The sequence below is a fragment of the Elusimicrobiota bacterium genome (assembly GCA_016721625.1).
Lineage (GTDB): Bacteria > Elusimicrobiota > Elusimicrobia > FEN-1173 > FEN-1173 > JADKHR01.
The window spans coordinates 364,163-386,845 of sequence record JADKHR010000001.1; the positions used below are offsets into that span (position 1 = coordinate 364,163).

General features: G+C 56.3%; 20 protein-coding genes and 1 pseudogene. 19 read left to right on the plus strand and 2 right to left on the minus strand.

All coding sequences use genetic code 11. The features are described from left to right. The first annotated feature begins 42 nt into the window (after positions 1-42). Positions 43-2,130 carry a HEAT repeat domain-containing protein gene (locus IPP35_01495; protein MBL0057810.1) on the plus strand — a complete coding sequence of 696 codons (2,088 nt, stop codon included), beginning with the start codon at positions 43-45 and terminating at the stop codon, positions 2,128-2,130. 82 nt (positions 2,131-2,212) lie between these two features. Here IPP35_01495 and IPP35_01500 read toward each other — a convergent pair whose 3' ends face one another. Together IPP35_01500 and IPP35_01505 are read right to left on the minus strand one after the other, a co-directional pair. Beyond that, positions 2,213-3,337 carry an ABC transporter permease gene (locus IPP35_01500; GenBank protein MBL0057811.1) on the minus strand — a complete coding sequence of 375 codons (1,125 nt, stop codon included), beginning with the start codon at positions 3,335-3,337 and terminating at the stop codon, positions 2,213-2,215. Continuing rightward, positions 3,334-3,528, minus strand: a complete 195-nt coding sequence (locus IPP35_01505) for a hypothetical protein (GenBank protein MBL0057812.1) — start codon at positions 3,526-3,528, stop codon at positions 3,334-3,336. The genes IPP35_01500 and IPP35_01505 overlap by 4 nt, the downstream gene beginning before the upstream one ends. 169 nt (positions 3,529-3,697) lie before the next feature. On the opposite strand from IPP35_01505, the gene pyk reads away from it, so the two are divergent. From pyk to IPP35_01595, 18 genes and pseudogenes are all read left to right on the plus strand, one after another. Beyond that, a complete protein-coding gene (gene pyk, locus IPP35_01510; protein MBL0057813.1) occupies positions 3,698-5,113 on the plus strand; it encodes a pyruvate kinase in 1,416 nt (471 codons plus the stop codon). A gap of 168 nt (positions 5,114-5,281) precedes the next feature. Further along, positions 5,282-5,452 (plus strand): hypothetical protein, encoded by a 171-nt coding sequence (locus IPP35_01515; protein MBL0057814.1) that lies wholly within the window; start codon positions 5,282-5,284, stop codon positions 5,450-5,452. Continuing rightward, the gene (locus IPP35_01520) at positions 5,433-6,224 is read left to right on the plus strand and encodes a hypothetical protein (protein ID MBL0057815.1); all 792 of its coding nucleotides are present in this window, start codon (positions 5,433-5,435) and stop codon (positions 6,222-6,224) included. The genes IPP35_01515 and IPP35_01520 overlap by 20 nt, the downstream gene beginning before the upstream one ends. Further along, positions 6,221-6,721: a DUF192 domain-containing protein gene (locus IPP35_01525; protein ID MBL0057816.1), complete on the plus strand. Its 501-nt coding sequence runs from the start codon at positions 6,221-6,223 to the stop codon at positions 6,719-6,721. The genes IPP35_01520 and IPP35_01525 overlap by 4 nt, the downstream gene beginning before the upstream one ends. After that, a complete protein-coding gene (locus tag IPP35_01530) occupies positions 6,714-9,170 on the plus strand; it encodes a glycogen/starch/alpha-glucan phosphorylase (protein ID MBL0057817.1) in 2,457 nt (818 codons plus the stop codon). The genes IPP35_01525 and IPP35_01530 overlap by 8 nt, the downstream gene beginning before the upstream one ends. A 462-nt stretch (positions 9,171-9,632) precedes the next feature. Next, the gene (locus tag IPP35_01535) at positions 9,633-10,175 is read left to right on the plus strand and encodes a hypothetical protein (GenBank protein ID MBL0057818.1); all 543 of its coding nucleotides are present in this window, start codon (positions 9,633-9,635) and stop codon (positions 10,173-10,175) included. Between the two features lie 122 nt (positions 10,176-10,297). Continuing rightward, complete coding sequence (locus IPP35_01540; protein MBL0057819.1) at positions 10,298-12,442, plus strand: acyl-CoA mutase large subunit family protein; 2,145 nt, start codon at positions 10,298-10,300, stop codon at positions 12,440-12,442. Beyond that, positions 12,439-14,627: pseudogene (gene scpA / locus IPP35_01545) on the plus strand (methylmalonyl-CoA mutase). Before IPP35_01540 ends, scpA begins: the two are co-directional and overlap by 4 nt. Continuing rightward, positions 14,624-15,637 (plus strand): methylmalonyl Co-A mutase-associated GTPase MeaB, encoded by a 1,014-nt coding sequence (meaB, locus tag IPP35_01550; protein MBL0057820.1) that lies wholly within the window; start codon positions 14,624-14,626, stop codon positions 15,635-15,637. The pseudogene scpA and the gene meaB overlap by 4 nt, the downstream one beginning before the upstream one ends. Beyond that, complete coding sequence (mce, locus tag IPP35_01555) at positions 15,634-16,065, plus strand: methylmalonyl-CoA epimerase (protein MBL0057821.1); 432 nt, start codon at positions 15,634-15,636, stop codon at positions 16,063-16,065. Before meaB ends, mce begins: the two co-directional genes overlap by 4 nt. Continuing rightward, positions 16,062-17,615, plus strand: a complete 1,554-nt coding sequence (locus IPP35_01560) for an acyl-CoA carboxylase subunit beta (GenBank protein ID MBL0057822.1) — start codon at positions 16,062-16,064, stop codon at positions 17,613-17,615. The genes mce and IPP35_01560 overlap by 4 nt, the downstream gene beginning before the upstream one ends. Then, a complete protein-coding gene (locus tag IPP35_01565) occupies positions 17,615-17,818 on the plus strand; it encodes a hypothetical protein (GenBank protein ID MBL0057823.1) in 204 nt (67 codons plus the stop codon). The genes IPP35_01560 and IPP35_01565 overlap by 1 nt, the downstream gene beginning before the upstream one ends. Then, a complete protein-coding gene (locus IPP35_01570) occupies positions 17,815-18,186 on the plus strand; it encodes an acetyl-CoA carboxylase biotin carboxyl carrier protein subunit (GenBank protein MBL0057824.1) in 372 nt (123 codons plus the stop codon). The genes IPP35_01565 and IPP35_01570 overlap by 4 nt, the downstream gene beginning before the upstream one ends. Before the next feature lie 247 nt (positions 18,187-18,433). Further along, a complete protein-coding gene (locus IPP35_01575; GenBank protein ID MBL0057825.1) occupies positions 18,434-19,930 on the plus strand; it encodes an acetyl-CoA hydrolase/transferase family protein in 1,497 nt (498 codons plus the stop codon). Between the two features lie 97 nt (positions 19,931-20,027). Next, on the plus strand, positions 20,028-20,510 hold the full coding sequence (locus IPP35_01580) for a tryptophan-rich sensory protein (GenBank protein MBL0057826.1): 483 nt from the start codon (positions 20,028-20,030) through the stop codon (positions 20,508-20,510). A gap of 56 nt (positions 20,511-20,566) precedes the next feature. Continuing rightward, on the plus strand, positions 20,567-21,256 hold the full coding sequence (locus IPP35_01585) for an outer membrane beta-barrel protein (GenBank protein ID MBL0057827.1): 690 nt from the start codon (positions 20,567-20,569) through the stop codon (positions 21,254-21,256). Between the two features lie 33 nt (positions 21,257-21,289). Then, positions 21,290-21,889, plus strand: a complete 600-nt coding sequence (locus tag IPP35_01590; GenBank protein MBL0057828.1) for a hypothetical protein — start codon at positions 21,290-21,292, stop codon at positions 21,887-21,889. A gap of 204 nt (positions 21,890-22,093) precedes the next feature. Continuing rightward, positions 22,094-22,498 carry a hypothetical protein gene (locus IPP35_01595; protein MBL0057829.1) on the plus strand — a complete coding sequence of 135 codons (405 nt, stop codon included), beginning with the start codon at positions 22,094-22,096 and terminating at the stop codon, positions 22,496-22,498. Positions 22,499-22,683 lie beyond the last annotated feature (185 nt).

The following is a 22,683-nucleotide window of genomic DNA, read 5'->3' on the forward strand; positions in this document are numbered from 1 at the left end:
GTGGAAGAATCCAGGCTCTCGGCCAGGCTCCGAGCCGCTATAATGAACCAACGACTTTACCCCACCGGAAGCCGATCGGTGGAAGAGGTCGTTGCGTTTGTTCAGGAAGAAATCAATGCCTTCCTTCAAAAAAAAGAGAATTTGACTCTTTCCCGTAACGGCCACCGGTTTTTTGTTGACAAGACGGAGGTCGTTGCCGCAAGCCTCTTGGTTCAAGTATTCGAAGAACACGGGATTCAAGGGGTGACTTTTGATGCGGGTTGCCCCGGTGATGAGATCCGGATTCTCGTGGAAGGGCTGAGCGGGAAACGATTTCCCGACCGTTCGTTCGCGGATTGGTTAGACACAAAAAAAGTAACGCACATCCATGTCACCGACACCCGGGTCATGGAAGTCTCCGGGGACGAGGCCGTTGTGGCCAAAGGCCTTTCTCAGTTTCACTCGTTGGAATCCAACCAAGAAATGCGGGCGTCGCTTAAAGCCTCGCTTGAATACATTGATACAATCCCCGAAGAAACCATGAAGGCGACCCTCCGCCAACATCTGGCTGAACGTTTGGTTCTGATGGAAGCCACCTTGTTAAAAGAACTGTTTGACGCGGATGTCGGTTTTGGGTCCGGCGGCGCGAGCGTTTTGGAAGATGTTCTGGCGGCTCTGCACCAAGGGAAACTTTTGGAGTTATTGAATGAGACCCTTCGCTGGGAACTCAAACTTCAGACGACCGGGAAAGGCAAAGAAATGGAAAGGGAGCATGAGAAACTGAAAACCATGGTCCTCAAGCTTTCGAAGTGCGCCTCGGCAAGAAAGATTCCCCGCGCTGTTTATGAAAAGTTGGCCCAGCGGGGATTGCTGGAAACCGTCCCGGAGTATGCGGCGATGGAGACGTCGCAGGATCTGCGGATGGAGGTGGACCGTTTAATAGGCTTAACGGACTCGGAATTTATAAAAGGGGGGGGGCGGGGATTGGCGGAAATGTTAGGGTCCCTTTTCGCCGCGGGCTTCCAGGATCGAGCCAAGGATGTCGTCCAACGGGTGCGGTCTATTTTGTTGGAAGGGGAAGCGACCTTGCGGGAGCGGGCCGCCCAATGGGCGCGCCGGTTTTTGCCGGTCCTCTGGACTTACCTAAGGGATGATCTCGGAGACCGGTTGAGGGATGCCTTTTTGACTGAAGCCCAGGAGGAACGCGCTGTCCCCGTTGTCCATGAAGTGTTGGGAGCACTGACGGACGATTTTATCCACAACTACCGTGCCCGGCGCACGCGAACAGCGTTGGAGGTGGCCGAAAAGCTTTGTTCTCTGAGGGGGCAAAAGGAGTCGTTGCCGAAAGAGAGGCCGGAAATATCCGGGGCGTGTTTGAAGCGAGCGTTGGAAGAACTGATGGATATTGTCGTGGAAGACATCCACTCGAAGGAAAATGAGAGACAGGAGGCTGGGCGGCGATTGTTGAGCCACGTGGGTGATTTAGCTATTCCCGCATTCGTGAAGATCGTTATCGATTCTCGGGATCGCGCTCTGCGATCTCTGGCGGCGGAACAATTGGGCCAATACGGGGTCCCCGGAGCAAAGGCGCTGGCCTCCGAATTAAATATGGGAAACACGACATATGCCCTTTTAAATGTGGTCAGTGTTTTGGGCACGGTGGGGGGAGAAGAAATTCTGGATGGGTTGGGGACGTTGATCCATTATCCAGACCCGGATTTGCGCCACGCCATCGTCCGTATTCTGGCCCGACTTCCAGGCGACAAATCTTCGGAATTGGCCGTCAAGTTCCTTGGGGACAAGAAAGAAAGCGTTCGCCGGTTGGCCGCGGATGTGCTTGGCGACCAGAGGTATAAGCCCGCGGTGATGCCGTTGCTGAGATTGTTGCGTCAGGCGTCGGTGGCGGAGGCGGAAACCGTCTGTCTGGTGCTGGGACGGTTGGGGGATCCCTCCGCCGCGGAATCGCTAGGCCGTCTTCTCAAGGAGAAGAATTACCTTTTTTCAAAAGACAAAAGCGCCCGGGAAACCGTTCGCATCCGCGCCGCCTGGGCACTGGCTCAATTGGGCGCCGCTGGCCAAGCCCAGCTTCTTCCCTACATTGGGGACAGCAACCCCAGCGTCCGCGACATAGCCCTCAAAGGAGCTTCTTGACCTGAAAGAGGGCCGGTTTCAATAGACAAGGTTCCGTCGTGTAAATTCCGAATCCCCCGTCATTTATTAATGTTGGATTTTTCTAAGCCGCCGCGGAGAGGCTTTTGCGCAGGAGGGCGAGGGCGGAGCCGAAAAAGACACAGCCGATGATGAAGAGGGCGAGAAAGCTGGGCCAGACCACCTCCAGGCCCGCGCCGCGGAAGAGGATGGCTTGGGCGAAGGCGACGAAGTGGGTGGTGGGGGCGGCTTTCATTATGAACTGCACGGCTTCCGGCATGCTTTGGTAGGGGGTGTTACCGCCGGAGAGCATTTGAAGCGGGATGATCACCAGGATCATCAAGAGGCCCATCTGGGGCATGGTGCGGGCCACCGTGCCAATCAAAATGCCCAATGCCGTCACCGAGAAGAGGTGCAGGGCCACTCCCGCCAGAAAGAGCGGGACGGAACCGGCGATGGGCATGTCCAGAACGCCCTGTACGATACATTTCAGTGATAAGGCGGTCACCACCAAAACCACCAACCCGTTGGCCCAAATTTTCGCCATCATGATTTCAAAGGGGGTCAGGGGCATCACCAACAAATGTTCCAATGTTCCGTGTTCCCGTTCCCGAATCAAGGCCGCGCCCGTCAAAATCACGGCCAACATGGTAATCTGGTTGACCAACGCTACAATGGCCCCGAACCAGACCGTTGTCTGGGTGGGGTTAAACTTGTAGCGCACCACGATGTCCACCGGCGGTTTGGGTTGGGTTTTGTGCCCCTGCAGATAGGCTCGAATTTCGTCCATGACGATGGTTTGGGTGTAGCTCGCTCCCAGGAACGCCTGGCTCATGCGGGTGGCGTCGATGTTTAACTGAATTTTCGGCTGTTTGCCCGCCTGAACATCCCGAGAGAAGTTGGGGGGAATGTCCAACACAAAGGTGTAGGTTCCCGCGTCCAGGGCAGGGTCCACTTCGTGGACTTGAATGGGAACGGCGGGTTTAAATCGCGGGGGGAAAAAGGCGTTTCCGATGCGTTGTGAAAGAGGGGATTGGTCCTGATCCAAAATAGCGATGGGAGCGTTCTTCACGTCCCCGGACGTGGCCTTGGACCCGCTGATCACGGCGAAGGTGAAGGCGTAAATGATAAAAATCACCATCACCGGGTCCCGCCAGAGACTGAGAAGTTCCTTAATTCCCAGTTGAAAAATATTGGAAAGTTTTTTCATGATTCTTGCTTTTTCAACAACATCCACGAGATCGCGGTTAATATCGGGATGGAGACCGCCAGAGCCAGGAACGGATCGACCAGATCTTTAAAGCCCAGCGCTTTATTAAACACACCCTGGGAAATCGTGATGAAATGGGCGGTGGGATAAACTTTCCCGATAATGGCCCCTGTGCCTTCCAGGGCCGACACGGGTCAACCGGCTCAAATGTGATGAAAAGATAAGTTACTCCTCCCCTCACCCTACCCTCTCCCAAGCGGAGAGGGAAATTCTCTGTTTTCCTTCCCTCTTGGGGGAAGGTGGACCGAAGGGCCGGATGAGGGGGTTAGGAAAGGAAATAAAATACGGGGGTATAAAGAAATGGCCTACGTGCTGCCTTGTAAAACGAAGATCGTCGCCACCATCGGCCCTTCGTCGGAAAGTCAAGACATGATGGAGCGATTGATTCGCGCGGGGATGTCCATCGCGCGGCTCAATTTTTCCCACGGCGATTTTTCCGGACATGGCGAACGCCTTAAAACATTGCGGGCGGCCTCGGCGGCCGTGGGACGGCCCATCGTGATTATGGCCGACCTGCCCGGTCCGAAAATGCGCATCGGCTCCATCGCCCCCGATCCGGTGAATCTGAAAGCTGGGGATCCTTTTATTTTGACGACGGACGAAGTTGCGGGCACCCCCCAACGGGTGTCCGTGAGCTTTAAGCGTCTCCCCATCGTCGTTCAAAAAGGCCGTCGATTGTATTTGAACGACGGGTTGGTTCAGCTTTTGGTGGAACGGGTGGACGTAAACGATGTTCACTGCCGGGTGGAGGTGGGGGGAGAATTGCGGTCCAAAAAAGGGCTGAACCTGCCGGGGATGGATCTGGGCATCAGCGCGTTCACGGACCACGACCGAGCCTGTTTGGAGTTCGCCATTAAAAATGGGGTCGACGCGGTCAGCCAATCGTTTGTTGAAACCGCCGCCGACCTGGAGGCCGTTCGGACTGCCGCCAAGGAACTGGGGGGGAATCCTTTCTTGATCGCTAAAATCGAACGGGCCGACGCGCTGGAACACTTTGACGACATTTTGGCCGCCGCCGACGGGGTTATGGTGGCTCGGGGTGATTTGGGCGTGGAGGTCCCTCTGGAAGGCATGGCCCTGACCCAAAAAAATCTGATCGCGCGAGCCAACCACGCCGGGAAGCCCGTGATCACCGCTACCCAGATGCTGGAGTCCATGACCGCCAGCCGCCTGCCGACCCGGGCGGAGGCCACGGACGTGGCCAACGCCGTTTTAGACGGGACGGACGCGGTGATGCTTTCCGCCGAGTCGGCGGTGGGTAAATTTCCTGAAGAGGCCGTGGCCACCCTGGCCCGCATCGCCGCGGTCACGGAGAAGGGGCGTCCCCGTGTCCGTATGGACGGCGCCCCGACCCCGGGGGCGAAACATTCCGGGGCCGACGCTCTGGCTCGGGTCGTTGAATTTACTTTGACCATGGCCACCTTCTCGGCCGTGCTGGTGCCCACCCGAACGGGAACCACGGCCCGCATGATTTCGCGGTTTAAACCGGTGGAATGGATCGTGGCCATTTCTAGGCATTCGGCGGTGTCACAAGGGTTGCAATTTTCTTATGGAATTCTCCCTCGCCAAATGGAACAGGAACCGGAATCCTGGGGCCCCTTCCTCAAAGAATCCTTGAAGGGCCATGGCGCCACGTCCGGCCTGGCCCTGTTGGTGGCCGGCCCCTCCGTGGCCCATCCCGACGCTTATCACCGGCTAGAATTCATTCCTCTTTAGCGCCCAATGAATGCCTCTCGTCCTCGGGTCCTGGTGAATTCCGATTGTTCTGTGCCTGGGCACCCGTCCATTTTTGTCATTGGAGATGCCATGCGAATGGCGGACCCAATGCCCCTTCTCCCCGGCGTCTCCCAGGTGGCGCTCCAACAGGGGCGATACGTGGGGCAAATGATAGCCGCGCGCGTGGGGAACCGCCCCGCACCGCCGCCGTTTCGCTATAAAGACAAAGGCAATAACGCCGCCATGCAAGCCCTTGGCAGTTTAAAAAATGGCAAGATGTTTTTGCTTAATGTTTATGGACCTAAAGGAGATCCCGTATATGGTGGGTTTGGTGAATAAAAAAGGAAAAGACATCGGAAGGCTTCGGGTTAAAGGGAAATTGATTGTTTTATTAATTGGAATGTTAGCGGGGGCATGGGCTCCGGCGCGTGCCCAACAATTCAACTCGGACAATTATTGGACAACGCCGAAAGGAATGAGCACCGTCATTGTGACGGTCGGCCAACGTCACACGCTGTTTTTGGATACGTTTTCCTTGTATAAACACTGGGAATTCACTTTGGGTGCAACGGCGTTCCGGGAGGATAAGGAAAACGATCGAGCGGCCTATTACCAGTTGACAGGCTATGCCAAGTATACCCTCTTCGAAAATCAGGCAAAAAATGGCGGGGCGGCTGTGAAATTCGGCACCGGGGTTCGCCCGGCCTATTATCAACTTTCTGATCTTACCAACGATTTGAAAGAATACTGGGCCGAGGCACCACTTACCGTCGCCTTTCACGGCGATGATGTCCTGTTCGATTTCATTCCCGGCGGATTGGTCAGCCAAAACTTCGGTGCAGAAAAAGAAACCGCCTTGGGTTTCACCTATTCCTCACGCCTCGCGGTCTACAAAATTATCCCACGGTGCGCCATTGTGGGCGAGTTTTTTGGTACGGAGGGCGAGGCCTATTCGCCGACTCAGTATAAAACCGGTGTGCGATGGGAGAGTCCCGCCTTCATCCTATCATTGAGCTACGGCGATGGGCTCAAGGGGAATAAGGGGGCGGGGTGGGAGATGGGCTTTATCTCTTACTGGGGCGGGCCGTCCGAATCGTTTATAGGAAAATGAGACGGGGGAAAATAGCGCTGGGCGCTCTGGGACTCATGGTCGCCGCCGCTTCCTTCCAGGGGGCGATTCCGTCGGGCTCGGAGGTGGGGGGGCGATCGTCTCTTCGTCGCGACGCTGCTGTGGAGATTTTGGTCAGCTCGAATGCGTTGCCCATTCGTCTGGACGTGGAAGTGGCAGACGAAACGTCCGAGCAGGACCGCGGGCTTATGGACCGTCGCTTGGCCGGTGATGGGGAGGGGATGCTTTTCGTTTACCCTAACGCTAAGCCCCGGATCTTTTGGATGCGCGACACCCCTGTTCCCTTGGATTTACTCTTCTTTGATTCTGACCTTCGGTTGGTGGCTCTGATCGCGAAGGCAGAACCCCTGTCGGACCGGCTTTTGAAATCGCACGTCCCGGCGCAATATGTTTTGGAAGTCCCGGGAGGGTTTTCCTCTCGTCACTCCGTCCACCTGGGTGCCGAAATAAGGATCGTTAAAGGAGGATTCATTGAATAACAAAGCCTCTCTTCCGAACGGAGGAAACGGGCTCCCACCCCTGTCGAAATTCGTTATCGATAAGATCCTCTCCCTACAAGGAAGAACGCGCCGGTTCGCCAGTTTGAACGATTTTTATATGGGATTCTCCTACGCGGTGCGCGACCGCCTTCTTCAACGTTGGGCGGATACTCTGGAGACTTATCTCGCCCAAGACGTGAAAGTGGCCTGTTACTTGTCGGCCGAGTTCTTGATGGGGCCCCAACTGGAAAACAATCTGGTCAATCTCGGCATTCAAATCGAGGCCAGGGAAGCGGCGGAAGCCCTTGGAAAGAGCCTGGATGAAATTCTCGCCCATGAAGAGGAGCCGGGGCTCGGCAACGGCGGGTTGGGCCGGTTGGCGGCGTGCTTTTTGGACTCTTTGGCTACGCTGGAACGGCCCGCGGTCGGCTACGGGATCCGATACGAGTTCGGAATTTTCGACCAGGTGATTCGGGACGGTTGGCAGGTGGAAGTGACGGACAAGTGGTTACGCTACGGGAACCCCTGGGAAATCGCCAAACCGGAGTTGGCGATCACGGTGTCCTTCGGCGGGCGCACGGAGTTTGAAAAAGACGATCGAGGGGGCCAACGCGTGCGCTGGATTCCGGGGCGTCAGGTGAAGGGCGTTCCCCACGACACGCCCATTCCGGGCTACCGGGTCGCCACCTGCAACACCCTGCGGCTCTGGTCGGCCGAGGCGGTGGAGGCTTTTGAATTCGAATCGTTCAACGCCGGGGATTACGCCAAAGCGGTCGACGCCAAAGTCGTGTCGGAAACGATCAGCAAAGTGCTCTACCCCAATGACGATTCGGAAAGGGGCAAACGCCTACGCCTCTCTCAGCAATATTTTTTTGTGGCTTGTTCGCTTCAAGATATGTTGAGGATGCACAAAGGACTGGGCCGAAGCCTCTTGGATTTTCCGAAATATTGGGCCGCCCAGCTCAACGACACCCACCCTTCCATCGCCGTTGCGGAGTTGATGCGCCTGTTGGTGGACGAAGAATCGTTAGGCTGGGACCAGGCTTGGGACGTGACGCAACGGACTTTCGGATACACGAACCATACGCTCCTCCCCGAGGCTCTCGAAACCTGGCCATTGCCGCTCTTTGCCGAACTCTTGCCTCGGCACCTCGAAATCATTTTTGAAATCAATTCCCGGTTCCTGGGCAAGGTCCGGGAATGTTTTCCTGGGGACGAGAGCCGCGTGGCCCGGCTTTCCCTCATTGCGGAAGGCTCTCCGAAACGGGTTCGCATGGCCCATTTGGCCTGCGTGGGGTCCCACGCCATCAACGGGGTGGCCGCCCTCCATTCTGATCTGCTCCGAAAAAGCGTGCTCAAGGATTTCTACGATCTGTGGCCCGAGCGGTTCAACAACAAGACCAACGGCGTCACCCCCCGTCGCTTCGTGGCGCTGGCCAATCCGGGTCTCTCGGGGTTAATCGGGCGCGCCATCGGAGACGGGTGGATCACCCGGCCGGAAGAACTGCGCCGCTTGGAGCCACGCGCCGAGGATGGGGCGTTCCAGGACGATTGGAGAAAGATCAAACTCGCCAACAAGCGCCGTTTGTCGGACTATATCCGCGCCCAAACCCACATAGATGTCGATCCCGAATGGCTTTTTGACATCCAGGTTAAACGCATTCACGAATACAAACGACAGCATTTAAACGTTCTTCACATCATCGCTTTGTATTGGCGATTGAAGGCAAATCCGTCCCTGGACATCCCGCCCCGGGCTTTCATTTTCGGAGGCAAGGCGGCGCCGGGGTACTTCATGGCGAAACGCATCATCAAGCTCGTGAACGCCGTGGGCGATGTGGTCAACGGCGACTCGGAGGTGAACCATCGCCTTCGGGTGGTTTTTGTTCCGAACTTCAATGTTCAGAATGCCGAATTAATTTATCCGGCGGCCGATCTGTCGGAACAAATTTCCACCGCCGGGAAAGAGGCCTCCGGCACCGGCAACATGAAATTCGCCATGAACGGCGCGCTCACCATCGGCACTCTGGACGGCGCCAATGTAGAAATCCGAGAGGAGGTCGGGCCTGAGAACTTTTTCCTTTTCGGTTTGAACGTGGACGAAGTCCACGGGCTGAAAGCCCGCGGATATCGGCCCTGGGAATTCGGAGCCGGCAACCCCGAATTGAAAGGGGTGTTGGACCTGCTGGGTTCGGGTCATTTTTCCGGCGGCGACCGAGAGTTGTTCCGCCCCCTCGTCGAAAGCCTTTGGGGATCGGACGAATATCTCGTCTTGGCGGATTTCGCCGCTTACGCCGCGGCCCAGGAAGCCGTTTCCTCCGCCTGGCGGGATTCCCGCCGATGGACCCGTATGTCCATCTTGAACACCGCGCGTTCCGGTAAGTTTTCTTCGGACCGGGTCATTCGGGAATACTGCGACGAGATCTGGGGCGTCCGTTCGCTTCGCTGATATTACCTGGGTTTTTGGCGTCCCGTATCGGAGGGTGGTGTGTGGCCGGCGGGTGAAGCGGGGTTCTGCGCGGGATCTGCATTTTGATGCCATCGCTTGGGTTTCAGGGGCGCTTCGAACCGTGAAACAGATGAACGGGGGGAACTTTTCTTTTGGTTTGGTTTCTAAGAAGGGATGATGAATCGTGGGAAGAGACTCCTTGTGTTTGCCCTTGTTTGTTACATCCTCATGGACTTAGGGATGCGGCTTTACGTGTTTGGTCCCTCTTTTTTCCATCGGTGGCGGTACGGTTTTACTGAAGGTGAATCCGTAACGATCACCCAGCGAGTCGCCAACGCCATGGGAAGGCCTGGGTGGATTTTGAAGGGTCAAATGAAGAGCAGGTCCGCGTCATTTCAATTACCTCCCTGGCGTCGGCTCCTTGTCCTTTGGTTTCGTTCGCTGGAGTGGCGTCTTGACTCCTTGGATCCTGGAATCCGGGACCCCGCTCTGCTGGATTTGGATCGCGCTCAGCCGAAGGTAAAAATCCGGGTGGCTCGGTTTATCGGAGAGAGGCTTTCCACAAGGAATCCTCAGCAGTTCTTCAGGGACCTTGGGGTGTTGGAAAGACTAGGTCCTTTATCCGGGGCGGCCCTCCCGCCCATTCTGGCTCATTTTTCTGAAATGGATCCCTATTCCCAATTCAGTTTGATCGGCTGGTTCGGTTCGTTAAATAATGCGGGACGTCCCGCGCTCCCCCTTTTACGGGAAGAATTGAACGGGTTGGATAAAAAGGAGATCCATTTTTTCCGGCTTTCCTGCGGAACCCCGCCCCTTCCCGAATACCTCAGTCCCGAGTTGTCCCGTGCGGCCGGCGTCATCCAGGCCATCGTGGCCATCGATCCAGGGTCGACGGATTTCGTGCTCTCCAAACTTCGGAATCTCTTGGAAACACGGCGAAAAGACCTTGAATATTTCTGCCATCGAGAAACGGGGAAAATAACCGACCCAAACCATCGCCTTTGAGGCGGAGTGCCCCCCAGGCACGCGGGGGAGATCGTCAGTGCCTTTACGGTCCGGCGCTATTTTTGTAACATGCGAGAAAATGGTTTTTCGTGCCTTGGGCGCGATTATTAAAGGACCTTTATATGGCAGTGGAAACACCCCCTCCGCATGTCCCTTTGAGGGACCCTTCACAAGCGACTTTTGCCTCCGCCACCAAAGCCGACTGGCGCGTTTTGGCGGAGGGCGAGTTGAAGGGGCAGGCTTTTGATAAGAAGCTCCTCACCAAGACCTATGAGGGGGTCGTTCTTCAACCTCTTTACACGGCCGAGGACATTGGTTTTCTCGACACTTCAAAATCTTTCCCCGGTTTTTTCCCTTACACCCGGGGGAAAGAGCCCTCCGGCCGAACCCAACGTCCTTGGAAAATCTTCCACGATTTTACGTCCCTGGGACCGGTGGAGTTCAACCGCCAGGCGCGGGCTGCTCTCCAACGGGGCTTGGACGGGCTCGTGATTTCCATTGACGACGATACCTTAGCGGGGCGGGATTCCGCCACGGTTCCCTCCGACATTGCTTCCCATCATGGGCTTCCCATATCCACCAAAGAGGATTTGCGCGTTCTCTTGGATGGCCTGGATCTGTCAACCACCCCCCTCCTTCTTTCGGCGGGTCCCTTGTCGGCGGTCATGTTCGGATTTTTGGTGGCGCTTTTTGAGGATCAGAAAGCTGATTTAGGCAAATTATCCGGTTTCTTTGATAACGATCATTTAGCCCACTGGGCCGCCAAAGGAGCCCTTCCGACCAATTTGTCCGAGTTGTACGACGGCCTCGCCGTTTTGGTGGAGCGCACCCATGCGCGATGTCCGAATTTTCAACCCATGGGAGTGTCCACGCGGGTTTGGCACGAGGCGGGGGGGGACGCGGCTCAGGAATTGGGTCTTTCCTTGGCGGCCGGGGTAGAATATTTGCGGGCCTTGTCGGAGAGAGGAATACCTTTGGACGTGGCGGCCAACAAAATACGATTCCAATTGACCCTTGGCACACAATTTTTTAAGGAGATGGCTAAAGTGCGGGCCGCCCGGTGGATTTGGGCCCGCCTCTTTGAATCCTTGGGGATTGGGGACGCGGCCAAAACCGTATCGATTCATGCGCGCACCTCCTTGTGGAACAAAACCCATTACGAACCCACGGTCAACATTCTTCGGTCCACCGTGGAAGCCTTTGCCGGGGTTTTGGGCGGTTGCGACAGCATGGAGGTGGCCCCTTACAACGGCGCCTCGGGGGTCACCGACGAACTCTCCCACCGTTTGGCGCGCAACACCCAGGTGGTTTTAAAAGAAGAATGCGATTTGACCCACGTGACGGATCCCGCGGGGGGATCGTATTATGTGGAACATCTCACCCACGCCTTGGCCGAAAAGGCTTGGGGTATTTTTCAGGATATTGAAAAGAGGGGGGGATTGGCCGCCGCCCTGCGCCAAGGGGTGCCCCAGGAATGGATCCTCCGCACGGCCAGTGAAAAACAGAAGAATATTTCTCGCCGAAGGGACGTTTTTGTTGGGATCAACCAATACGCTTCCCTCCAATCAAAGGGCGAGCCGCCCCACACCGGGTGGGACCGTTGGGCCAACCAAGTGGAGGCGGTGAACCGCTATCGAACCGTCCACCATTCGTCCCGGGCCAACCTGACTCGTCCGGCCGAGGGGGGGCGCGTTTTAGTGGAATGGGTGCTGGAGTCCATCCATGAAGGCGCATCTTCCGGCGATTTGGCCCACGCCCTTTGGAAAGATACCGTGCCCGAGCCCGTTCTTTCCCCGCTCCCGCTGGAACGGGGTCCCGCCCGCTACGAAGCGTTGCGGCGGCGGATCGACCTCTTTACGCAAAAACACAATGTTCGCCCGGCGGTATATTTGGCGGTCATGGGGCCTTTGAAACAATACAAGGCCCGCGCGGAATTTTCACGATCTTTTTTTGAAACGGCCGGGTTTCAGGTGATCTACCCCGCCGTCGGGTTTTCCCAGGCGGACCAGGCCGCCCAGGCCGCCTTGACGTCCCACGCCCCGGTGACGGTCCTGTGCTCCACAGACGAAACGTACCCGACGTTGGTGCCCGCTTTTGTCTCCGGACTCAAAAAGCGCCCTAAACATCCGCTTCTGGTCCTGGCTGGTTTACCGGAGGGACAGGAGGAAAGTCTCCGTCAGGCCGGGGTGGAGGAATTTATTCATGTGCGGGCCGATGCTTTAGACACCCTGGAACGAATCGCCCAAAAAGCTGGTGTTCTTTCATGACGACATTTCCGGATTTCACCAAAATCCCATTGTCCTCCCCCTCGGCGGGCGGCTCGGCCCAGGAGTGGAGAGCCCGTTTTGAAAAGGAGACCGGCCGCGCTTTGGAAGAGCATTTCCGTCAAACCCTGGAAGGGCTCGACGCGAAACCTCTTTATTCCGCGGAAGATACGGCCGCGCTTGAAAACCCCCGATCATTCCCGGGGCTCGCTCCCTTTATGCGGGGCCCCTACGCCACCATGTTCGTGAACCGCCCGTGGACCGTCCGTCAATACGCCGGGTTTTCCACCGCCGAGGAAAGCAACGCGTTTTATAAGCGAAACCTCGCGGCGGGGCAGACCGGCCTTTCGGTGGCCTTTGACCTGCCCACGCATCGAGGTTACGACTCCGACCATCCCCGGGCCTTTGCTGATGTGGGGAAAGCGGGCGTCGCCGTGGATTCCTTGGCCGACATGAAGGTGTTGTTTGATGGGATTCCCTTGGACAAAATTTCCGTATCCATGACCATGAACGGGGCGGTTCTACCGATCTTGGCGTTTTTCATCGTGGCCGCCGAGGAACAGGGCGTTTCCATGGCGCAGTTGACGGGGACCATTCAGAACGATATTTTGAAAGAGTATCTTGTTCGGAACACCTACATTTATCCACCGGCCCCCTCCATGCGGATCATCGCCGACATTTTCTCCTTCACCTCAAAAAACATGCCGAAATTCAACTGCATCAGTATATCGGGATACCATTTGCAGGAAGCGGGAGCGACCCTGGATTTGGAACTGGCCTACACCCTGGCCGATGGGTTGGAATATCTCCGCGCCGGCGTGAAGGCCGGAATCGACATAGACTCCTTTGCCCCTCGATTGTCGTTCTTCTGGGCCCTGGGGAAAAACTTTTTCATGGAAATCGCCAAGATGCGCGCCGCGCGGGTTCTTTGGGCGGGCATTGTTCAGGAATTCCAACCGAAAAATCCAAAATCCATGGCCCTGCGTACCCATTCCCAAACGTCGGGGTGGAGTTTAACGGAGCAAGATCCTTACAACAACGTGGTGCGCACCTGCGTGGAAGCCATGGCCGCGGTTCTGGGCCATACCCAATCCCTTCACACCAATTCCCTGGACGAAGCCATCGCTCTGCCCACGGATTTCTCCGCGCGGATTGCCCGCAACACCCAGTTGTTTTTGCAGGAAGAAACGGGTCTTTGCCAGGTGATCGATCCCTGGGGCGGCTCTTACTATGTGGAAGCCTTGACGGAATACATGATTCGGCGCGGGGCCGAGCACTTAAAAGAAATTGAGTCTTTGGGTGGAATGGCCAAAGCCATTGAGACCGGCGTGCCGAAACTGAGGATCGAAGAGGCCGCGGCCCGTCGTCAAGCTCGGATCGACTCGAAACGGGAATCCATCGTGGGGGTCAATCTTTACCGGTTGGATCAAGAAGAGCCCATGGAGGTGTTGGAAGTAGACAACACCGCCGTGCGGGACGCCCAAATTCGTCGAATTCGCGCCGTCAAGGCGAAACGGGACAATGCCCGCGTGACCGAAACGCTCAACGCTCTGACCTCTTCCGCCCAAACAGGCAAAGGAAACTTATTGGCGTTGGCCATCGATGCCGCCCGGGCCAGGGCAACCTTGGGAGAGATCTCCTTCGCCCTTGAAAAATCATTTCACCGACACGAAGCCGTGATCCGGTCCGTTTCGGGTGTTTACAACAGTGAATTCGGCGAGGACGAAACCATTTTGATGTGAGAGACAGTTCGGCCCGGTTTAAAGAAAAGGAGGGACGTCGGCCCCGGATTCTGGTGGCGAAAATCGGGCAAGACGGCCATGACCGCGGGGCGAAAGTGGTGGCCACGGCGTTTGCGGATCTGGGTTTTGACGTGGACATTGGGCCGTTATTTCAAACGCCGGAAGAAACCGCCAAGATGGCCGTTGAAAACGATGTTCACGTGGTCGGGGTCAGTTCCTTGGCCGGGGGACACAAGACCATCGTTTCTCAAATATCTTCCGAATTGGCGAAACTGGGCCGGGACGACATCTTGTTGGTGGTGGGCGGGGTGATCCCCCACCAGGATTACGACCAGTTAAGAGGGTTCGGAGCCCATTTTATTTTTGGTCCCGGCACCGCCATCCACGTGGGCGCTCGACAGATTTTGGACGAATTGCAACGCCGGGCCCCGTGGAACGCTAATTGACGGTTCTTTCCGCTGACGAATATGTGCGCGGCGTGGTGGCTGGGGACCGCACCCTTCTGGCCCGGGCCATTACCCTGGTCGAAAGCGACGCCCCTCGGGACCAGGAACTCAGCCAGGCCGTCCTGCAAGGTTTGTGGCCCCACACAGGGCGGTCGCGCCGGATCGGAATCACGGGCGCTCCCGGCGTGGGGAAAAGCACTTTCGTCGAAGCTTTCGGCTCTTTTTTGACGGGGCAGAACAAACGGGTGGCGGTTTTGGCCATTGATCCGTCCAGCCAACGCACGGGCGGAAGTATTTTGGGCGACAAAACCCGCATGAGCCGGTTGAGCCGGGACCCCCTGGCGTTCATTCGACCGTCCCCGTCGGGAGCCACCTTGGGCGGCGTGGCGCGGAAAACCCGTGAAGCCTTGTTGGTTTGCGAAGCGGCGGGCTTTGATGTGGTGATTGTGGAAACGGTGGGGGTCGGGCAGAACGAAATCGCGGTTCGATCCATGGTGGACTTTTTTTTGTTGCTCCTGTTGCCCGGGGGCGGGGATGAACTGCAGGGGATAAAAAAAGGGATTGTGGAGTTGGCCGACGCCATCTTCGTTAACAAAGCGGACGGCAAAAACGGGACGCGCGCCACTCAAACCCAGGTAGAATACCAATCGGCTTTAAAATACACGGCGCCCGCCACGCCCCAATGGCGATCCGAGGTGTTTTCCGGATCCGCCTTGGAAGAGAAAGGCATTGATACGATGTGGGGAACCATCGAACGATTTTATCGGGAACTGGGATCCAAGGACATTTTAAAAGAACGGCGGGCCCAGCAAACCCTGAATTGGTTGAACGACCTGGTGCGGGATCGGTTGAATCGATGGTTTTTTAACGATAAGGCGGTCCGTTCCCTTTTACCTCAAATGGAGGCGGAAGTCTTAGCGGGTCGGCTGACCGTCACCGCGGCGGTTGTCAATCTTTTTCGGGCATTCGACGGCGCATCGCACATTGACGATAAGGGAGTTGAGTCATGATCCAGAAAATAGACCATTTGGGCATCGCGGTGAAATCACTGAAGGAAAGCGTGCCCACCTACGAAAAAGCGCTAGGTTTGAAATGCGAGAGGATTGAGGAAGTGGCGTCTCAAAAAGTTCGAACCGCCTTTTTTTCCGTTGGAGAATGTCATTTGGAGCTCTTGGAAGCCACCGACCCGGAAAGTCCCATCGCTAAATTTATTGAAAAAAACGGGGAAGGCGTCCAGCACGTGGCCTTTGCCACGGACGACGTGGCGGCTCAACTGGCCCAAGCCTCTGGAGCGGGATGTCGTTTGATTCATGAAAAACCGTTTCCGGGAGCCGGTGGTAAATTGGTGGCGTTCCTTCATCCCAAATCCACCCATGGGGTATTGACGGAATTTTGCATGCCGGACCCCGCCGCTGTCGCGCCGGCCCACGTGTCATGACCCTTGAACCGGGCTTGATCAAGACGCTGGCCGATAAACGCGCGGAGGTAATGTCGGCCGGCGGCAAGGAAAAATACGACGAACGCCGCGCGAAGGGGCTCCTGACGGCCCGGGAACGTCTCGACGCCCTTTTTGAGCCCGGCACCTTTTCGGAAATGTTCACCCATACCCATCACGAAGGTCGTCATTTCGGCATGGCGGGGAAAAAGATGCCGGGGGACGGTGTTATCACCGGGGTGGGGATGGTGGGGGGCCGGCCCGTGGCCGCCTTCAGCCAGGACTTTACCGTGGGGGGCGGTTCTCTCGGTCGGTTTCACGCCAAGCGCATCACCCAACTCCAAGAATACGCCCTCAAGACCGGAATTCCCATCGTCGGCATCAACGACTCCGGCGGCGCCCGCATCCAAGAGGGAGTGGATTCCCTGGAAGGTTACGGCGACGTTTTTTTTCGCAATGTATTAGCCAGCGGAATTCTTCCTCAAGTGGCCATTATCTCGGGCCCCTGCGCTGGGGGGGCGGCCTATTCGCCGGCGCTCATGGACTTCATTATCATGGTGAAAAAAACCGCCAATATGTTTATTTGCGGCCCCGAGGTCATCTTCGCCGTGACCGGGGAAAAGACCACCATGGAAGACATCGGGTCGGCTGAAACCCACGCCCGCGTGAGCGGCAATATTCATTTTGTGGCGGACAACGACGCCCATGCCCTCGTCCTCTACAAAAAGTTGTTGTCTTACTTGCCATCCAATAATCTCATGGATCCGCCCCACCACCTCACCGACCGCCTGGACGTGTCCCCGGACCTCGCCATGAACGACTTGGTTCCGGCGGATCCCAAGGACCCCTTCGACGTTTTGCAGGTCATCGGGCGGCTGGTGGACGGGGGCGAATTTTTTGAAGTTCAGCGCGACTGGGCCCGCAACATCGTCGTGGGATTCGCACGCGTGCAAGGGGTGGTGGTGGGAATCATCGCCAACCAGCCCATGGTGAAGGCGGGATGCTTGGACATCGACGCGTCCGACAAGACCGCGTGTTTCATCCGTTTTTGTAACGCCTTCAATATTTCCCTGGTCACCTTGGTCGATACCCCGGGTTTTTTGCCAGGGATCGGGCAGGAGCGCGGGGGCATCATTCGACACGGGGCCAAAGTCCTTTTCGCCTACGCCGCGGCCACGGTTCCGAAAATCACCGTGTTTATGCGGAAGGCCTACGGGGGGGCCTACATCGCCATGTCGTCCCGTTCCTTGGGCGCGGACATGACCTACGCCTGGCCCTGCGCCGAGATCGCGGTGATGGGCGCCGAAGGGGCCTCGCGGATCCTTTATCGCAAGGAAATCGGCGCCGCGGCCGACCCGAAAGCGAAAGAAGCGGAGCTGGTGGCGGAATATCGGGCCAAGTTTTGCACGCCGTTCGAATCCGCCTCCAAAGCCCACATCACCGATGTCATTGAACCGTCGGAGACCCGGGCCGTGGTCGGCAAAGCCCTGCGGTACACCTTGACCAAACGGGAAACCCGCCCGCCTAAAAAGCACGGGACCATGCCGCTGTGATGGACCTACCTCCTTTGCATCGGGCGCTCCTGGAAGAAACCGTTCGGCGGGTGGCCCCCGCCGGGTCCAAGATCGTTTTTGTGAGGGAAACGCGCACGGCCTCTGTTCCTTCGGGCTGGACCCAGGACGCCCTCCACGGGTGGTCGTTCATGGGCCGCATGATGCACCACCAAACCCATTCTTTTGGAAAGGAAAAATCATGACGCAACGTTACCGAATCACCGTGGAAGGAAAAGAATACGAAGTGTTTGTGGAGACGTTGGGAGAGTCCGGAAAACCGGTGGTGGTTCCAGCTCCGCGGTCCCAACCGACCCCCACCTCCATCGAGCATGTGTCGACGGCGCCCATGGGAGCCGGGGATCTCGAGGTGCGCAGTCCGCTGGCTGGCAAGTTGACCAAGGTGTTGGTTTCAAAAGGCCAGGCCGTGAAGGAAGGTGAACAAGTGGCGGTGTTGGAGGCCATGAAAGTGTACAACCATGTCTTTGCGCCCAGGGGGGGACAGGTGAAGAACATCGTCGCCGCCGAGGGCTCCTCCTTGAAAGAAGGAGCGCTGATCCTTTCCCTGGAATAGTTCCTTCACCCACGTGCTTTGATATAGGCCATTGTTCAAAACCATTCATAAATGGGGCAAACGGAGAGCTTTTTAAGTTGGTTCTTGTTTTTTCGTTGACGACTCAGATCGGCGCCTTTCGCCCTCTCCCGCGGGCGGGAGAGGGAGGGGGAGAGGGTGGGCTTTCCGGACATTAAACCTGCCAGGGCTCAGTGTTATTGTCCTTTTTAACAATTATCTTCGGAGGGGTTCGATGATGGAAAAACTTATGGCAACATCCATTCCCGTTATGAACGCAGACGAAGCGGCGCTCTTGATTGCCAACGGAGACACCGTGGGGTTCAGCGGTTTTACACCGGCCGGAGCCGCCAAAGTGGTGCCATCCGCCGTGGCCCGGCGAGCCATTCATGAACATTCGGCTGGGAAACATTTTAAAATCCGCGTGCTCACCGGCGCGTCCACCGGCCGGTCCCTGGACGGCGCTCTCGCCAAGGCGGACGCCATCGCCTTTCGCATGCCGTATCAGTCGGACCCGGATATTCGGAAAAGCATCAATGCCGGGAAAACGGAATTCATGGACATCCACTTGTCCTTGGTTCCCCAAAACGCGCGCTATGGGTTTTTTGGAAAGGTCAACGTGGCGGTCATCGAAGCCTGCGACTTGACGCCGGACGGGCAGATCACGCTGACATCGTCTGTGGGGGCCTCCCCGACCTACGCCCGGATCGCCGATAAGATCATTGTTGAGCTGAACGCTTTTCATCCTGCGGGGCTGGCGGGGTTTCACGACATTTATGAGCCCCTGGACCCTCCTCATCGGCGGGCCATCCCCCTTTACCATCCGGCCGACCGCATCGGGTCCACGGTGCTCAAGGTCGATCCCAAGAAGATCGTGGCGGTGGTGCGTCATAACACGGCTGACGAAAATGGTTCTTTTAGCGAAGTGGCCGACACCACGCGGCGCATCGGGGAAAACGTGGCCGAGTTTTTCGCCGAAGAGATGCGCTCGGGACGCGTTCCCAAGGAATTCTTGCCGCTTCAGTCCGGTGTGGGGGACACGGCCAATGCTGTTTTAGCGGCGTTGGGAAAACATCCCGACATTCCGTCGTTTCAAATGTATACGGAAGTCATTCAAGATTCCGTGGTCACGCTGATGAGAGAAGGAAAAATATCCTTTGCTAGTGGTTGCTCCCTCACGGTGGCCCCCAACGTGTTGACGGGTATGTATCAAGACCTGGAATTTTTTCGGTCCCGCATGGTTTTGCGACCCCAGGAAATTTCTAATAACCCGGAAGTGATTCGGCGGTTAGGTGTTTTGTCGGTGAACACCGCGTTGGAAGTGGACCTGTCCGGAAACGTGAACAGCACCCACGTCTTGGGTCGGACCATGATGAACGGCATCGGTGGCTCCGGTGATTTTGCCCGCAACGCGTATCTTTCCGTGTTTACATGTCCGTCCACCGCTAAAGACGGGAAAATCAGCACCATCGTCCCCATGGTCACCCACCTGGACAACAGCGAACATTCGGTTCAGGTGATCGTAACGGAATTCGGGGTCGCGGATCTCCGCGGCAAAAGTCCAAAAGAGCGGGCCAAATTGATCATCGATCGTTGCGCTCATCCCGACTACCGGGAGCAACTCCACCGCTACTGGAATCTATCGAAGGAGTCCCACACGCCTCACATGTTGCGGGCTTCTTTCGGCATGCACCTGCAGTTTGCCGATACGGGAACCATGCGTAACGTGGATTGGAGTATCTACTAATTCGCGGCTCTTTTCATGGGTGTTCCCGGCCTTTCTTCATTTTGCATAATCCGCGGGAGGCGATGTTTTTTGTAGGGCTTCATTAGGAGAAAAAAATATGGGGAAAAGTTTGATGGGTCTCGTGGGTTGGTTGGGGCTTACCTTCGGTGCGGCTTGGGTCGGCTCCCGTTATATGCCGGGGGAATGGTATGCTTCGCTTGCCAAACCTTCGTGGAACCCTCCCAACGCCATTTTCGGGCCTGTTTGGTCGGTGCTTTACGTGCTCATGGGCGTGGCGGCCTGGCTCGTTTGGCGACGGAGCGGATTTTCCGGCGCGGGCATGGCGCTGAGTTTTTTCGTGGTCCAGCTCTTGCTCAATGCCTTTTGGTCTTACCTTTTTTTTGGGCGTTATCGGCCCGACCTGGCGTTCCTGGATATTTTGGCTCTCTGGTCCGCCATCTTAATTGTCACGGTTCTGTTTTGGAAGGTCCATCGGGGAGCGGGGGCCATGATGATTCCCTATTTGTTATGGGTGAGCTTTGCTTCCTGCTTGAATTTTGTCCTTTGGCGAATGAACGCCGGGGTTGTCGGTCCCAAATAATTCCGTTCGATTGGAAAGGGACTATTTCACGATAAAAGGAGATGGGAAAATGGACCATGAAAATAAATCTAAGGGAAGAAGAGGGGGGTGGTTTCTGTCGTTCTTTTCTTCTGTGCCATGGCCGCGACCTTCCAACCTTCTCCCGTTTTGGCTTTGGGAGAATATTTCGCGGCGGATCCCTACGGAACGGTGAAAGCTCCCACGCCTTGGAGCATGGGTTTCGCTCTCAGTTTTCCCAGGGGACGGGACCCACGGCCGACCTGCTGGACGGCGGGTTTGGGTTGGATTTTTTCGGCGGATACCATCAACCGGACCGCCTGTTGGGATTCCGGATGGACCTCATGTTTCATAACTTCAAATTGAGCGACGCGGCGCTCGCGCAATTGGACAACGCGGACGAGGGGGGCCTTCGGGTGCTCGGGGGCGGTCCCAGCCTTGTCATCAGTCCGCCTGTGGGAAAGCGGGTCCGGCCTTCGTTGTATGCCGGACCGGGATTCTATTATGAAGACGCGAGCGTGACGTGGGACGAGTCTTGCTCCCCGATCTACGGTTGTAACTCCGGGGATTACACCTCCGGAAACATGACGACCACTCGGCTCGGGTGGCAAGGCGGCGTGGGGCTGGATTTCCTCTTTGATGGGGGACTCGGAGCGATCAGTTTCAACGTCCAATACGTCACCATCAACAACACCCACGCCGATATCGAATTTATTCCGATTAATATCGGGTATAAAGTGGGGTTTTAACCTACGAAAGAAATGTTTCTAAAGGGAGATAAAATGAATAAACGAGCATGGGCAGGAATGGCGGTGGCGTTGTGGATGGGAACCCTGGGCGCGGTCGCCGCAGAAATGGCGTCTGGCATGGTCAAAGAGAAACCGGCGGCGGTGGATGCGGCCGTGGTTTCTATGACCGCCACGGTGAAGGCCATTGACTACAAAACCCGCATGGTGACGTTGGAGAAGGCCGATGGAACCACCGTTTCCATGGAAGTGGGGCCGGACGCCGTTCGTTTCAATGAAGTAAAGAAAGGCGATATCGTTGACATCGACTTCATGGTATCCGTGGCCATGGTCGTTCAATCCCCGGATGCCGGGATTTCGACGGTGGAAGGGTCCAATGTGGCCATTGTTCGAAATGAAGGCAAGAAACCCTCGGGGGTCGCGGTTGCCACCGACGTGGTAACGGCCACCGTGGTCAAGATCAACGCCAAAAAGCGCACGGCCACGTTGAAAGGCCCTGACGGAATGACCTACGACATCGACGTTGCCCCTGACGTGAAAAATATCGAAAACGTCAAAAAAGGCGACAAAGTTATGGTGAAACTGACGCGGACCCTCGCCATTGACGTCCGAAAGCCAAACTCGAATAAAAAATAGTTTCAGGGTTTCATCTCATCTTAAATCCCTCTAACGCACGGGGGCGGGAGTTGGACAACCTCCAATTCTCGCCCCTTGTGTTATGGGTCGCGCGGGGATTCCCTGGGTCATGAATCCCGGGGGATTTCTCATAGCCAGGAGTTTGAGAATCGTTCGGTTTTAAGTGGTGCCTGAAAAACGTTGTTCACCCATGGAGGCTCTCCCGTGAATCGTTTCTTTGCGTTTGTTAAAACGACACTGAAAGGGGGCCTTTGGTTTTTATTTCCCTTTGTTGTTTTGGTCATTGTCGTCGGGAAAGCCCAAGACATCACCGTAAAGTTTATCGGTCCCCTGGCGGATCGAATTCCGGTGGATACTGTTTTCGGCATGGGATTGGCCCGGATTTTGGCGGGTCTCATTCTCCTTCTGTTCTGTTTTATCGCCGGTCTTTATTCCAAAACAAAATCAGCACAAAATATCGCTACCTGGTTGGAAATTCATTTCCTAACGAAATTACCGGGTTATGATTTCCTGAAAAGCATCGGGGGCCAGTTCCTCCATTTGGAAAAAGAAGGAACCATACCGTGGTTCTCGCCCGAATTGAGGACTCATGGCAAATCGGTTATATAACGGAAGAACTGGACAACGGCCTCTTTGCCGTCTTTATTCCGGACGCCCCGATTCCCTTTTCGGGTGGGCTTTATTTCATGACGGAAGATCGATTCAAACGCTTAAATATTTCGATCCCGGAAGCCCAACAATGCATTCGCCGACTTGGCCACGGGTCCAAGGCGCTTTTAGCAGGACAAAAAGGC

What these genes read in the sequence shown, in the direction of transcription:
- IPP35_01495 (MBL0057810.1), top strand. Translation starts at nt 43, where the DNA reads ATGAACCAACGACTTTACCCCACCGGAAGCCGATCGGTGGAAGAGGTC.
- IPP35_01500 (MBL0057811.1), bottom strand. Translation starts at nt 3,337, where the DNA reads ATGAAAAAACTTTCCAATATTTTTCAACTGGGAATTAAGGAACTTCTC.
- pyk (MBL0057813.1), top strand. Translation starts at nt 3,698, where the DNA reads ATGGCCTACGTGCTGCCTTGTAAAACGAAGATCGTCGCCACCATCGGC.
- IPP35_01515 (MBL0057814.1), top strand. Translation starts at nt 5,282, where the DNA reads ATGATAGCCGCGCGCGTGGGGAACCGCCCCGCACCGCCGCCGTTTCGC.
- IPP35_01520 (MBL0057815.1), top strand. Translation starts at nt 5,433, where the DNA reads ATGGTGGGTTTGGTGAATAAAAAAGGAAAAGACATCGGAAGGCTTCGG.
- IPP35_01525 (MBL0057816.1), top strand. Translation starts at nt 6,221, where the DNA reads ATGAGACGGGGGAAAATAGCGCTGGGCGCTCTGGGACTCATGGTCGCC.
- IPP35_01540 (MBL0057819.1), top strand. Translation starts at nt 10,298, where the DNA reads ATGGCAGTGGAAACACCCCCTCCGCATGTCCCTTTGAGGGACCCTTCA.
- mce (MBL0057821.1), top strand. Translation starts at nt 15,634, where the DNA reads ATGATCCAGAAAATAGACCATTTGGGCATCGCGGTGAAATCACTGAAG.
- IPP35_01560 (MBL0057822.1), top strand. Translation starts at nt 16,062, where the DNA reads ATGACCCTTGAACCGGGCTTGATCAAGACGCTGGCCGATAAACGCGCG.
- IPP35_01565 (MBL0057823.1), top strand. Translation starts at nt 17,615, where the DNA reads ATGGACCTACCTCCTTTGCATCGGGCGCTCCTGGAAGAAACCGTTCGG.
- IPP35_01570 (MBL0057824.1), top strand. Translation starts at nt 17,815, where the DNA reads ATGACGCAACGTTACCGAATCACCGTGGAAGGAAAAGAATACGAAGTG.
- IPP35_01575 (MBL0057825.1), top strand. Translation starts at nt 18,434, where the DNA reads ATGGCAACATCCATTCCCGTTATGAACGCAGACGAAGCGGCGCTCTTG.
- IPP35_01580 (MBL0057826.1), top strand. Translation starts at nt 20,028, where the DNA reads ATGGGGAAAAGTTTGATGGGTCTCGTGGGTTGGTTGGGGCTTACCTTC.
- IPP35_01585 (MBL0057827.1), top strand. Translation starts at nt 20,567, where the DNA reads ATGAAAATAAATCTAAGGGAAGAAGAGGGGGGTGGTTTCTGTCGTTCT.
- IPP35_01590 (MBL0057828.1), top strand. Translation starts at nt 21,290, where the DNA reads ATGAATAAACGAGCATGGGCAGGAATGGCGGTGGCGTTGTGGATGGGA.